Annotated in this window: 11 protein-coding genes; 3 read left to right on the top strand and 8 right to left on the bottom strand. The window is 74.9% G+C overall.

Annotated features, from left to right (window positions below; all coding sequences use genetic code 11):
- Positions 1–45: 45 nt before the first annotated feature.
- The 5 genes from ECOMGDLI_RS32695 to ECOMGDLI_RS32675 form a co-directional block, all read right to left on the bottom strand.
- Positions 46–486: a hypothetical protein gene (locus tag ECOMGDLI_RS32695; RefSeq protein WP_143448071.1), complete on the bottom strand. Its 441-nt coding sequence runs from the start codon at positions 484–486 to the stop codon at positions 46–48.
- 91 nt (positions 487–577) lie between these two features.
- Complete coding sequence (locus tag ECOMGDLI_RS32690; RefSeq protein ID WP_088320987.1) at positions 578–1315, bottom strand: phosphoadenylyl-sulfate reductase; 738 nt, start codon at positions 1313–1315, stop codon at positions 578–580.
- Positions 1312–1563, bottom strand: coding sequence for a hypothetical protein (locus tag ECOMGDLI_RS32685; protein WP_088320986.1), 252 nt, complete (start codon positions 1561–1563; stop codon positions 1312–1314). Before ECOMGDLI_RS32685 ends, ECOMGDLI_RS32690 begins: the two co-directional genes overlap by 4 nt.
- Positions 1560–3068 (bottom strand): nitrite/sulfite reductase, encoded by a 1509-nt coding sequence (locus ECOMGDLI_RS32680; RefSeq protein WP_304441426.1) that lies wholly within the window; start codon positions 3066–3068, stop codon positions 1560–1562. Before ECOMGDLI_RS32680 ends, ECOMGDLI_RS32685 begins: the two co-directional genes overlap by 4 nt.
- A 789-nt stretch (positions 3069–3857) precedes the next feature.
- On the bottom strand, positions 3858–4799 hold the full coding sequence (locus ECOMGDLI_RS32675; protein ID WP_088320984.1) for an alpha/beta hydrolase-fold protein: 942 nt from the start codon (positions 4797–4799) through the stop codon (positions 3858–3860).
- A 189-nt stretch (positions 4800–4988) separates the two neighbouring features.
- Between ECOMGDLI_RS32675 and ECOMGDLI_RS32670 the strand changes: the two genes are divergently transcribed.
- Both ECOMGDLI_RS32670 and ECOMGDLI_RS35690 read left to right on the top strand, forming a co-directional pair.
- The gene (locus ECOMGDLI_RS32670; protein WP_088320993.1) at positions 4989–6188 is read left to right on the top strand and encodes an acyl-CoA dehydrogenase family protein; all 1200 of its coding nucleotides are present in this window, start codon (positions 4989–4991) and stop codon (positions 6186–6188) included.
- A gap of 99 nt (positions 6189–6287) precedes the next feature.
- A complete protein-coding gene (locus ECOMGDLI_RS35690) occupies positions 6288–7139 on the top strand; it encodes a general stress protein (protein ID WP_198955387.1) in 852 nt (283 codons plus the stop codon).
- Between the two features lie 28 nt (positions 7140–7167).
- Here ECOMGDLI_RS35690 and ECOMGDLI_RS32660 read toward each other — a convergent pair whose 3' ends face one another.
- From ECOMGDLI_RS32660 to ECOMGDLI_RS32650, 3 genes are all read right to left on the bottom strand, one after another.
- Entirely contained in the window at positions 7168–8268 is a 1101-nt protein-coding gene (locus tag ECOMGDLI_RS32660; RefSeq protein WP_233153726.1) for a P1 family peptidase, read from the bottom strand.
- Positions 8259–9374, bottom strand: a complete 1116-nt coding sequence (gene corA / locus ECOMGDLI_RS32655; RefSeq protein WP_088320983.1) for a magnesium/cobalt transporter CorA — start codon at positions 9372–9374, stop codon at positions 8259–8261. Before corA ends, ECOMGDLI_RS32660 begins: the two co-directional genes overlap by 10 nt.
- Positions 9375–9672: 298 nt before the next feature.
- Positions 9673–11232 carry an aminopeptidase P family protein gene (locus tag ECOMGDLI_RS32650; protein WP_088320982.1) on the bottom strand — a complete coding sequence of 520 codons (1560 nt, stop codon included), beginning with the start codon at positions 11230–11232 and terminating at the stop codon, positions 9673–9675.
- Between the two features lie 61 nt (positions 11233–11293).
- On the opposite strand from ECOMGDLI_RS32650, the gene ECOMGDLI_RS32645 reads away from it, so the two are divergent.
- Entirely contained in the window at positions 11294–12358 is a 1065-nt protein-coding gene (locus ECOMGDLI_RS32645) for a DUF2332 domain-containing protein (RefSeq protein WP_158221245.1), read from the top strand.
- Positions 12359–12380 lie beyond the last annotated feature (22 nt).

Genomic DNA, 12380 nt, shown 5'->3' with positions numbered 1-12380 from the left:
CCTCGCCCCGGTCCCCGTCGCGCCGGTCCCCACCGCGCCGGTCGCCTACTCCCCGGCCGGGTACGCCACGGCCGGGTACGCCCCTGTGCCGCCGACGAGCGCGGCCCCGCCCCCGGTCGCCGGCCCGGCCGGGGGCATCCCCGGTCGCGGCGGCGCCGGGAGCAGCCAGAACGGCACCTCGTCGTCGTCCGGGGGCGGTGCGGCAGCCTGGTCGGACGCGAGCGGCTCGTAGACCGCGGGCTGCGGAGCCGCCGGTGCGAACAGGTCGTTCTGCTCGACGGTCGGGGTCGGCCCGGTGCCCGGGTACACCTCGAGGCGCTCGGTGGCCGCGCCGTCCGGGGCGCCGTCCGGTGCCCCGTCGGGAGCGCCCGTCGCCTGCTGCGGGTCGTGCGCGGTGAGGTCGACCCGGGGCGTGCGGGGACGCGCCTCGAGGGCCACCTCGTCGTCGCGGTGGGTCACGTCGCTCCACCAACCGTCATCCGCCATCGCGACCACGGTACCGGCCGGGGGCCCGCGACGTGAGCGGGCCAACACGGGCATAGGGCACGGACCGGGCGTCCGGACCGTGAGCCGTGGCTCAGATCGTGTAGTGCAGCCCGCACTCGGTCTTGGCCCGGCCCGCCCAGCGGCCCGAGCGGGCGTCCTCGCCCTCGGCGACGGTCGACGTGCACGGCCAGCAGCCGATCGACGGGTACCCCATCTGCAGCAACGGGTTGAGGATGACGTCCGGGTGCTCCTCGAGGTAGGCGTCCACCTCGGTGTCGGTCCACCCCGCGATCGGCGCGATCTTCACGAGCTGCCGCTTGACGTCCCACTGCACGGTGGGCGTGCCCGCGCGGGTCGGCGACTCGTCGCGGCGCAGGCCGGTGGCCCAGGCCCGGTAGCCGCGCAGCGCGTTGTCGAGCGGGGCCACCTTGCGCAGCGCGCAGCAGGCGTCCGGGTCGGTCTTGTACAGCCGGCCGCGCTTCGCCTCGTGGTCGGTGACGGTCTCGGCGGCGCGCACGGTCCGCAGCCGCACCGGGTACGTCGCGAGGACGGCGTCGGCGGTGCCGAGCGTCTCGCCGAAGTGGTACCCGGTGTCGACGAAGAGCACGTGCACGCCCGGCACGGCGCGGGACGCGAGGTGCGCCAGCAGCGTGTCGCCCATGGCCGCGGTGACGGCGAGGCTGCGGTCGAAGGCGCGCCCGGCCCAGCCGAGGACGGTCAGCGGGTCGGCGCCCTCGAGGACGGCGCTCGCCTCTTTCGTGAAGCCGACCGGGTCGGCCTCCAGGGCCGCGGCGACGTCCTCGGGACGTGAGATCAGCGATCCGATCATGGTGTGCTCCCCGATGGTGGAACGGGTGTTCCGGTGAGAGGTTCCGGCGTCGAGAACGACGCCGGCTCGATGCCGTGGAACGCGACGGAGAAGACCCGCAGGCACGAGCGGCAGTGCCAGCGGCCGCCCTCGACGGGGCGCAGGTCCTCCTCGCCGCAGAAGGCGCAGACGTAGGGGACGGCGCGCTGGCCGTCCGGGTTCGCTCCGCCCGTCGGTCCGGTCGCGGCCGCGCCGCCCCCCGCGCTCACGCGAGGTCGCTCTCGTCGGCCCGCGCGACCCACGCCGCGAAGGACTCGTCGTCCGCGCGCTGGTCGAGCCAGCGGCGCACGACGCGCTCGACGTAGTCGGGCAGGTCGGCACTCGTCGTCTTGAGGCCGCGCAGCTTGCGGCCGAAGCCGCCGCCGGCACCGAGCCCGCCGCCGAGGCTGATCTGGAACCCCTCGACGGTGGGCCCCTGCGGGTCCGCCGGGTTCGGCAGCTGGACGCCCTTGAGGCCGATGTCGGCGATCTGCGCGCGGGCGCAGGAGTTCGGGCAGCCGTTGATGTTGATCGTCAGCGCCGGTGCGTCGGCCGTGAAGAGCTCGGGGACGTCGGCGAAGCGGCGCTCGAGCTCGGCGACGAGGTGCGCGCCGGTCGCTTTCGTCTCGACGATGGCGAGCTTGCAGAACTCCAGCCCGGTGCACGCCATCGTCCCGCGGCGGAACGTCGACGCCCGCGCGGACAGCCCCACCGCCTCGAGGTCGTCGACGAGGTCGGCCACCCGGGGGGCCTCGACGTCGAGGACGACGACCTTCTGCTCCGGGGTGAAGCGGATCCGGTCCGACCCGGCGCGCTGGGCGGCGTCCGCGAGGCCGTGGAGCATGTCGCCGTTGACCCGCCCGACGACGGGCGCGACCCCGACGTAGAACCGGCCGCGCTTCTGCTTGTGCACCCCGACGTGGTCGGTCCGCCCCAGCGGCGGCGGGGGCGGCGGCGGACCGTCCTGGAGCTTCCTGCCGAGGTACTCGGTCTCGAGCACCTCGCGGAACTTCTCCGGCCCCCAGTCGGCCATGAGGAACTTCAGCCGGGCGCGGTTGCGCAGGCGGCGGTAGCCGTAGTCGCGGAAGATCCGGACGACGCCGTGCCAGACCTCGGCGACGTCCTCGAGCGGCACGAACGCACCGAGCCGCTGCCCGAGGATCGGCGTCGTCGACAGCCCGCCGCCGACCCACACGTCGAAGCCGGGGCCGTACTCCGGGTGGTCGATCCCGACGAACGCGACGTCCTGGATCTCGTGCGCGACGTCGTGGTGCGGGCTGCCGCTGACGCCGGTCTTGAACTTGCGGGGCAGGTTCGCGAGCTCGGGGTCGCCGATCCAGCGGCGGACGATCTCGTCGATCGCGGGCGTCCCGTCGACGATCTCGTCGGCGGCGGCACCGGCGACGGGGGAGCCGAGGACGGTGCGCGGCACGTCGCCGCAGGCCTCCGTCGTCCCCAGGCCCACGGCCTCGAGCGCCTCCCAGATCGCGGGCATGTCCTCGATGCGGATCCAGTGGTACTGGATGTTCTGCCGGTCGGTGACGTCCGCGGTGCCCCGGGCGTACTGCTTGGAGATGTCCGCGAGGGTCCGCAGCTGCGCGAGGCTGACCCGGCCGCCGTCGATCCGCACCCGGAGCATGAAGTACTCGTCGTCGAGCTCCTCCGGCTCGAGCGCGGCGGTCCGGCCGCCGTCGATCCCGGGCCGGCGCTGGGTGTAGAGCCCCCACCAGCGCATCCGGCCCCGCAGGTCCTCGCCGGGGATCGACGCGAACCCCTCGGCGGCGTACGTGGAGACGATGCGGTCCTTGACGGCGAGACCGCCCTCGCGCTGCTTCCACGCCTCGTTGGCGTTGAGCGGCTCGGTCTGGCCCAGCGCCCACTGGCCCTCGGGGCGGCCGGGTCAGCCTCGCGCAGCTGCGGACCCTCGCGGNGGACGGCGGGACGCGCTGCGGCTCGCGGGCGCCGCCGGCCTCGGGCTCCTCGGGACGGCGGGCTCGGCGGCGGGGGCGGAGTCGGTGTCGGTCACTGCTCGGTACCTCTCGGGGCGGGCGCGCCTCGACGGCGGCCGGACGACGCGGCGGGCAGGCGTGCCGCGGACGGGGTCCGACCCGGCTCGTCGTCGAGCAGGGGGACCCGGTCAGGGTGACGGGGCGGTGGCGACCTGCGGGCGCGGCGTCACCCGGACGGGTGAGCGGAGCCTCGCGGTGGGGCCGGGCGGCGGGTCAGGGACGACAGGCGGCGCTGGCCGTGCGGAGCAGGTCGACGTGGTGCCTGCGGACGAGGCGCAGCGGCCTCGGGGGCGTCGTCATCGTGCGGGACCTCCATCGGTCCTGGCGGTAGCACCGTCCGCGGGGCCTGCGGGCCCTGCGGTGGTTGCTGCGGCGTCGGGGAGCCAGGTCTCTCGGCCGCTCTGGATGGGTTTGTCGTGACGGTACGGAGGCGGTACAGGTGGGTCAAAGGTCGTCCACGATCTGAGACCTCCCGTCCGCGGGGCGGACATGCTCCGGAGGTCGACGACGTCGACCTAGCGTCCAACCTCGGCCGGGGCCCGGGCATTCCCGGGCCCGCCGAGGGCACGGCCCACGAGTGCGAGGTGGTGCGGCATCTGCCGCCGCCAGAACCGCCGGTTGTGCGAGCCGGGCCAGAAGCCGCCCTCGGGCGCCGGGTCGATCGCGGCAACGAGGTCCCGGACGGCGGGCAGGTACACCTCGCCGAGGGCGCAGTCGACGCGGACGGCGACCCCGGCGAGCCGGTGCGCCCCGGCGACGACGTCGTGGCGGGCGAAGTCCGCCTCGTCGTCGAAGGTGAGGTCCCGGGTCGCGGCGTACGTGCGCCAGATCGCCGGGGACATCGCGCCGACCGCGGCGCAGCGCGGGGCACCGACGGTCTGGCCGACGAGGAGCGCGCCGTAGCCGCCCATCGACCAGCCGACGACGGCGAACGGGTCGTCCGGCCCGGCCGCGTAGCCCTTGGCCGCCATCCGCGGCAGCACGTCGTCGAGGAGCACGGCCATGGTGTCGGTGCCGTCGGCGCGGGGGTGCCAGTAGCCGGAGCCGCCGTCGACGGCGACGGCCGCGAACGGCGGCACCCCGGCGGCGACCGCGTCGGCGAGGAACCCGGGGGTCCGCATGAGGAACGCGTCGTGCGCGCGGGCGCCGCGGCCGTGCAGGACGAAGCAGACCGGCAGCCCGGCCGGTGCCGCGAGGTCGGTGCCCGGCGGGGTCATGACGAGGACGTTCGTGTCGACGTCCGGGCGGAACCGGGACCGGAACCGCAGCCACTCGACCGGCCCGCGGGGGTGCGTCGGTGACAGGTCCGGCACGAGGGGGTCGAGGTCCTCCCAGCGGCGGTTGCGGCCCGGGAGGACGTCGGCCTGGACCAGCGCCGCCGCCGAGCCCGCCGTCCCGAGGAGCCCGAGGCCGGCGGCGCCCGCGAGCCGCAGCGCGTCCCGCCGTCCGACCCTCACCCGTGCCACCTCACCCTTCGATCATCACCGCCCGCCCGCCGACCGCGCGAGCCGACCCGGCGCGGACCCGGCAGGCGCCCGGTGGCGGTCGTCACAGCGAACGGGGGCGCGCCGTCGTCCGGGCTGTGGACACAATCGCGTGTGCCGGCCGCACCCCGGACGGACGACGCCGCGACGAAGGGGCCTGTGATGGGACGCCTGCAGCACACCGAGGGCCTGACGGACGACCAGCGGGACATCCTGGCGGCGGTCCGGGAGTTCGTGGACGAGCAGATCATCCCGGTGGCGACCGAGCTCGAGCACAAGGACGAGTACCCGGCGGCGATCGTCGAGGGCATGAAGGAGATGGGTGTCTTCGGCCTGATGATCCCCGAGGAGTACGGGGGCCTCGGGGAGTCGCTGCTGACCTACGCGCTCGTCGTCGAGGAGATCGCCCGGGGCTGGATGAGCGTGTCGGGGATCATCAACACGCACTTCATCGTCGCCTACATGCTGCTGCAGCACGGCACCGAGGAGCAGAAGGCGCGGTACCTGCCGTGGATGGCGACCGGGGAGGTCCGGGGCGCGTTCTCGATGAGCGAGCCGCACTGCGGGTCGGACGTGTCGGCGATCCGCACGAAGTCGGTCCGCAGGGACGACGGCACGTGGAGCATCAACGGCCAGAAGATGTGGCTGACGAACGGTGGCTCGTCGAACCTGGTGGCGGTGCTGACGAAGACCGACCTGGGTGAGAAGAGCGTCTACCGGAACATGACGACGTTCCTCGTGGAGAAGGAGTCCGGGTTCGGGGAGACCGCACCGGGGCTGCTCGTGCCGGGGAAGATCGAGAAGATGGGGTACAAGGGCGTCGACACGACCGAGCTGGTCTTCGACGGGTACGCCACGACGGACGCGCAGGTCCTCGGCGGGGAGCCCGGCCAGGGCTTCTACCAGATGATGGACGGCGTCGAGGTGGGCCGGGTGAACGTCGCGGCGCGGGCCTGCGGGCTGGCGATGCGGGCGTTCGAGCTGGGCATCGACTACGCGCAGACCCGGGAGACGTTCGGCAAGAAGATCGCCGAGCACCAGGCGGTGCAGTTCCGGCTCGCGGAGATGGCCACGAAGGTCGAGGCCGCCCACCAGATGATGATCATGGCGGCGCGGAAGAAGGACGCCGGGGAGCGCAACGACCTCGAGGCCGGCATGGCGAAGTACCTGGCGTCGGAGTACTGCCGGGACGTCGTCGAGGACTCCTTCCGGATCCACGGCGGGTTCGGGTACTCCAAGGAGTACGAGATCGAGCGGCTGTACCGCGAGGCCCCGATGCTGCTCATCGGTGAGGGCACCGCGGACATCCAGCGGATGATCATCGGTCGCCGCCTCCTCGAGGACTACGCCAAGCGCGGCTGAGGCCGCCCGTGACGGCCCCGTGAGCAGCGTCTCGACGGCTCCGGGGCACCCGGGGCTCTCGTCCGGCGTTCCCAGGTAAACGTGGGAGAGGATGGAGCCATGTCGAACCTCGCTCCCGGCCCTATGGGGTCGCGACGCGCCCCCGGTGTCCCGACGCTGCCCCGCGGGGAGTCGATCGGTCGCTACGAGAGCTACCTCGACGCCCAGCGCGCCGTCGACTTCCTCTCGGACGAGCGCTTCCCGGTCCAGCTCGTGACGATCGTCGGCACCGACCTGAAGATGGTGGAGCGGGTCACGGGCCGGCTCACCTACCCCCGGGTGGCCGGGGCGGGGCTGGCGTCCGGCGCCTGGTTCGGCCTCTTCGTCGGCCTGCTGCTCAGCCTGTTCGCACCGACCGGCCAGGGGGTGCCGCTGCTGGCGGCGATCCTGCTCGGTGCCGGTTTCGGCATGCTCTTCGGACTCATCTCCTACGCCCTGACCCGCGGCCGGCGCGACTTCACGTCGACGAGCCAGATCGTCGCGACCGAGTACGAGGTGCTCTGCGCGACCGAGCGCGCGCAGGCGGCCCGGGAGATCCTCTGGCGGCTGCCCAACGGGCAGGGCGCCCGGTCGGACGCCGCCGCGCACCGGACGGCCGGGCCCGGCTACCCGCCGCCCGCGGGCACCTGGCCGCCGCCGCCGTACCAGCCCGGCCAGCCCGGCCAGCCCGGCTGGGGGACGCCCGCCGGCCCGGCGCAGCCCGGGCAGAACCAGCCCGGTGCGAACCAGCCCGGGGCCTGGCCGCCGCCCGCGGGCGCCGCCGCCCCGGCCCCGGCCCCGGAGCCGGAGCACGTGCCGGAGCCGGACCTGTCCGGCCCCACCTACGGCGAGATGATGGCGAAGAAGCGGATCGAGGAGCGCGCCGAGCGCGACCGTCTCGAGGCCGTCGAGCGCGAGAACCGCGGCCAGTAGGCCGCGGGCCGGGGACGGGTCGGCGCCGCTACGTGAGCGGCGCGGCCGAGGGGCAGACGTCCAGGTAGCCCGGGACGTCGATCGTCGGCGTGCGGACGGCGTCCGCGGCGAGGACGGCGTCCAGGCAGGCCAGGAGGACGGCGTCGGCGGCCGCGGCCTGCACCGCCGCGACGTCCGCGAGGCCGACCTCGACCGCGCCGGTGGCGAGCGCGAACACGGTGTCCCCGTCGAAGAGCGTGTGCGCCGGCCGGACGGCGCGGGCGATCCCGTCGTGGCCGGCGGTCCCCGCCCGTCGGCACTGCGCGACGTCGAGGCGGGCGTTCGTCACGACGACGGCGAGGGTCGTCGCGGTGCCCGGCGCCGCGGCGTCGGCGGGGTCCGGGGGAGCGAGCCGGGCCGCGAGCCGGGCCGCCTCGTCGGCGGTCGGCGGGTGCGGGCGGACCAGCCCTGCCGGAACGAAGGCCGTGCCGAGCAGGGCGCCGGTGACCGGGTCGACGGGGCTGCCGAGCGCGTTGACGACGGCGACCGCCCCGACGACGACGCCCTCGGGCAGGCCGTGCGCCGGCCCGGCCAGGGCGGCGGTGCCGGCGCCGCCCTTGAGCGCCTGGAAGCCGGCGAGAGCGCCGGTGCCGGCGCCGACCGCGCCCCGGACCTGGTGCGCCGCAACGGGTCCGGCCGGGTCCGCCGCCTCCTGCACCGCGCTGCGGCCGAGGACGACGTCCGGCCGCGCCGTCGGGTCGCCGCCGCGGCCGAGGTCGAAGACGCACGCGGCGGGCACGATCGGGACGACGAGCGGCGTCGCGCCGTCCGGCATCCGCACGGTGAACCCGCGGCCCTGCTCCTCGAGCCAGGCCTGCACGCCCGCCGCCGCCGCGAGCCCGAACGCGCTGCCGCCGGTGAGCACGACGGCGTCGACCGTCGGCACGAGCGTCGACGGGTCGAGCGCGTCGGTCTCGTGGGTGCCCGGGCCGCCGCCGCGGACGTCGACCGACCCGACGGTGCCCGGCGGGGGAAGGACGACGGTGACGCCGGTCAGGGCGCCGTCCCCGACCCGCGTCGCGTGCCCGAGCCCGACGCCGGGGACGTCGGTGACCGAGCCCCAGAGGCCGCCGCGGGACGTCAGAGCCACCCGTTGCGCTTGAAGCCGCGGAACATCCCGCCGCAGACGCCGAACATCAGCGTGAGGACCATCGGGTAGCCCCACTGCGAGTGCAGCTCGGGCATGTGCTCGAAGTTCATCCCGTAGATGCCCGCGATCATCGTCGGCACCGCGGCCATCGCGACCCAGGCCGAGATCTTGCGCATGTCCTCGTTCTCGCTCACCGTGAGCCGGGCCAGGCCCGCCTGGAGGATCGAGGTGAGGAGCTCGTCGAACGAGCCGACCTGCTCGCGGACCCGGGCGAGGTGGTCCTCGACGTCGCGGAAGTACTCGCGGATGTCGGGGTTGATGAGCCGGCGCGGCCGCTCGGCGAGCTCGTGGATGGGCTGCGCGAGCGGGGTGACGACGCGCTTCATCTCGATGACGTCGCGCTTGAGCTGGTAGATCCGCTCGATGTCCGTCGTGCGGCGCGGGCCGAAGACCGCGTTCTCGATCTCCTCGATGTCGGCGTTCACCGCGTCGACGACGGCGAGGTAGTCGTCGACGACCTTGTCGGCGACGGCGTGCAGGACGGCCGACGGGCCGAGCGCGAGCTGGGTCGGCGCGCACTCCAGACGGCGGCGCAGGCCCGTCATCGAGGCGTGCCGGCCGTGCCGGACGGTGACGACGAAGTGCTCGCCGACGAAGACCATGACGACGCCGGTCTCGACGACGTCACCGCCGTCGCCGATGTCCTCGCTCTCCCGGTAGGCGAGCGTGCGCAGGGAGAAGAACATGACGTCGTCGTAGCGCTCGACCTTGGGCCGCTGCCGGTTGTTCGAGGCGTCCTCGAGGGCGAGCGGGTGCAGGTCGAAGACCTCGCCGAGCTGCGCGAGCTGGGCTGTCGTCGGCTCGTGCAGGCCCAGCCAGACGAAGCCGCCGTCCTCCTTCGCGGAGAGCACGGCGGTGTCGAAGTCGGGCGTCGGCTGCCGGACGCCCTCGCGGTACAGCGCCCAGTCGACGGCGGCGTCGAGCAGCGTGAGCGCCGACGGGACGACGGTCGCGGGCAGGGGGCGACGTCCGTTGACGACGGCGCGCAGCGGCAGCGTGCGGGTCAGCGGGACGCGGGGCGAACGGGCGAGGGGGGCGCGGGCCATGGCCATCTCCGGTGCGGGGGAAGGGTTCCCACGACGCAGCAGGGTGGCGTCCCGGCGAGGACGGTGCTGACGTGCTCAGCCGAGGAGTGCGCCCGGACCCGCGGTCGTGGAGGGGCTGGTACTGCCAGGGCTCGTATCGCTGGACGGCACGTGCCTCACCTCCTCCGGTCGGGGGCCGATCAACCTACGCAAGCGTAGCGTGCCCGCTCTGGGAGCGCGCCCAGATGGGTGAACAAAGCCGCAGGATCACCCGAACGGCCCTTTCCGTCGTCCGCCGGCAGTGCTGCCGGACGACGGGTCAGCGCCCGAGCAGCCCGGCCATCCATGTCTCGACGGCCTCGACGCTGCGCGGCAGACCGGCCGACAGGTTGACGCAGCCGTCCTCGGTGACGAGGACGTCGTCCTCGATCCGGACGCCGATGCCGCGCATCTCCTCGGGGACGAGCAGGTCGTCCTTCGTGAAGTACAGGCCCGGCTCGATGGTGAACACCATGCCGGGGCGCAGCTCGGCGTCGAGGTACATCTCGGCGCGGGCCTGCGAGCAGTCGTGGACGTCGATGCCGAGGTGGTGGCTCGTGCCGTGCACCATCCAGCGGCGGTGGAACTGGCCCTCCGTCGACAGGGTCTCCTCGACCGAGGCGGGGACCAGGCCCCACTCGACGAGCCGGGCGGCGATGACCTGCATCGCGGCCTCGTGCAGCTCTCGGAAGCGGCGGCCGGGCCGGGCCACCTCGAACGCGGCGTCCGCGGCCTCGAGCACCGCCTCGTAGACCTTGCGCTGGGCCTCGGAGAAGCGGCCGTTCACGGGGATGGTCCGGGTGATGTCGGCGGTGTAGAGGCTGTCCACCTCGGCGCCGGCGTCGACGAGGATGAGGTCGCCGTCGCGGACCTCGCCGTCGTTGCGGATCCAGTGCAGCGTGCACGCGTGCGGGCCGGACGCCGCGATGGTGTCGTAGCCGACGCCGTTGCCCTCGCGGCGGGCCCGGCTCTCGAAGACGGTCTCGACGACGCGCTCGCCGCGGGTGTGCCCCACGGCCTCGGCGAGGGAGCGGACGATGTCGGCGAAGCCGCGCGAGGTCACCTCGATCGCGAGGCGCATCTGCTCCACCTCCCACTCGTCCTTGACCAGCCGCAGCTCGCTCACCGCGCGGGCGAGCTCGGCGTCGAGGGTCTGCGCGGTCTCCTCGTCGACGGCCGCGGCGGTCCGGGCCTCGACGACGACCGCCTCGACACCGCCGTCGGCGCCGCGCACGACGCGGACGACGACGCCGCCTTCGCCGACGTCCTTGCGCAGGGCCTCGTCGAGCTCGTCGAGGTGGCGGGCCTCGATGCCGGTGAGCGCGGAGATCTCCTCCAGGCTCGGGCGGACCCCGACCCACAGCTCGCCGTAGCGGGCGTCGGCGTAGAACTCCTCGGTGTCGCGCTCGGCCCGCGGCCGGAAGTAGAGGACGGCGTCGTGACCGCCGCGGGGGTCGCCGGCGGGGCGCGGCTCGAGGACGAGGACGGCGTCCGGCTCGCGGTCGGTGCCCAGGCCGGTGAGGTGGGCGAACGCCGAGTGCGGCCGGAACCGGTAGTCGGTGTCGTTGCTGCGCTGGCGCAGCACGCCGGCCGGGACGACGAGCCGCTCGCCGGGGAACTGGGCGGAGAGCGCGTCGCGGCGGCGGGCGGCGTAGGGCGCGGACTCCGCGGCGTCCGGCAGGCCGTCGGGGCGCGGGGTCCAGCCGGAGGCGATGAACTGCCGGAACGCCTTCGACTGCGGCCGCTGGCGGTGGCCTCCGGTCGGGTCGCCCTGGGGGTCCTCGCCGGGGGCGGCGGCGGTGTCGGCGGCGGTCGTGCCCGCGGTCTCGTCAGCGCTCATGCCGACATCGTCGCACCCGTGCCCCGGTGTGCGTCGAGGGCCGCCGTCCCATACTCGTCGCATGACCGCCGACGCCGCGCCGCAGCCGGACCCCGAGCCGCTCGTCGAGCAGCTCCGCGCGCACGCCGGCTTCTGCACCGCCTCGGGGGCGCCGCTCTACGCCGAGCTCATGACCGGGATGGCGCAGGACCTCGAGGCGGGCGGACCGACCGCGGAGGTCTTCGCCGGGCACGAGCGGCCGCCGGTCGGCGACGTCCTCCAGCTGCGGATGCTCGGCGGCCTGCACCGCGTCGTCCTCACCCGGCGTGCGCCGCTGCTCGCGACCTACTACCGCAGCGTCGGCGGCGAGGCGGCCCCGGAGGGCGCCTGGACCGTCGCGCGGGACGTCGTCGCGGGGCACGTCGACGAGCTCCGGGAGGCGCTCGCGGTGCCGCCGCAGACGAACGAGCCCGGCCGGGCGGCCGCGCTCGCCGTCGGGCTGCAGGCGGCCGCGCTCGTCCACGGCCGCACCGACGTCCGGCTGCTCGAGGTCGGGGCGAGCGCAGGGCTCAACCTCAACGTCGACCGGTTCCGGGTCACGGCGGCGGACGGGGACCCGGCGCACGTCTGGGGCCCGGCGGACTCGCCGGTCGACCTCACGGGCTCGGTGCTCGGCGGCTGGCCGCCGCCGGTCGACGGGCTGCGCGTCGTCGAGCGGCGCGGCTGCGACCTCGCCCCGGTCGACGCGTGCTCGGCCGAGGGCCGGCTGCGGCTGACGTCGTTCGTCTGGCCGGACCACGCCGAGCGGCACCGCCGGCTCGCCGGGGCGCTGGCGCTCGCCGCCGAGCACCCGGTCGTCGTCGACCGGGCGGACGCCGTCGAGTGGCTCCGGGACCGGCTGCGCGAGCCCGCGGACGACGGCGTCCTCACCGTCGTGTGGCACTCGGTCTTCGTGCAGTACCTGGACGACGCCACCCGGTCCGCGCTGTGGTCGGTCGTCGACGACGCGAGCGTGCGGATGCCGGTGGCGCACCTGAGCCTGGAGGCTCCGCGGGCGCCGTACATGGGCTCGCCGACGCTGATGCTCGACGGCGCCGTCCTCGGCGGTGCACCCGCGCACGGGGTGCCGCTGACGATCGCGTCCTGACCGACGGATCTTCGGTGCGCCG

Source organism: Kineosporia sp. R_H_3 (assembly GCF_002198675.1).
Classification (GTDB): Bacteria; Actinomycetota; Actinomycetes; order Actinomycetales; family Kineosporiaceae; genus R-H-3.
This window is presented reverse-complemented; position numbering and strand designations above follow the sequence as displayed.

Excerpts from the sequence above, each read along its gene's own strand:
- ECOMGDLI_RS32650 (WP_088320982.1), bottom strand. The coding sequence starts at position 11,232 with ATGAGCGCTGACGAGACCGCGGGCACGACCGCCGCCGACACCGCCGCC.
- ECOMGDLI_RS32690 (WP_088320987.1), bottom strand. The coding sequence starts at position 1,315 with ATGATCGGATCGCTGATCTCACGTCCCGAGGACGTCGCCGCGGCCCTG.
- ECOMGDLI_RS32645 (WP_158221245.1), top strand. The coding sequence starts at position 11,294 with ATGACCGCCGACGCCGCGCCGCAGCCGGACCCCGAGCCGCTCGTCGAG.
- ECOMGDLI_RS32670 (WP_088320993.1), top strand. The coding sequence starts at position 4,989 with ATGGGACGCCTGCAGCACACCGAGGGCCTGACGGACGACCAGCGGGAC.
- ECOMGDLI_RS32680 (WP_304441426.1), bottom strand. The coding sequence starts at position 3,068 with ATGCGCTGGTGGGGGCTCTACACCCAGCGCCGGCCCGGGATCGACGGC.
- ECOMGDLI_RS35690 (WP_198955387.1), top strand. The coding sequence starts at position 6,288 with ATGTCGAACCTCGCTCCCGGCCCTATGGGGTCGCGACGCGCCCCCGGT.
- corA (WP_088320983.1), bottom strand. The coding sequence starts at position 9,374 with ATGGCCCGCGCCCCCCTCGCCCGTTCGCCCCGCGTCCCGCTGACCCGC.
- ECOMGDLI_RS32695 (WP_143448071.1), bottom strand. The coding sequence starts at position 486 with ATGGCGGATGACGGTTGGTGGAGCGACGTGACCCACCGCGACGACGAG.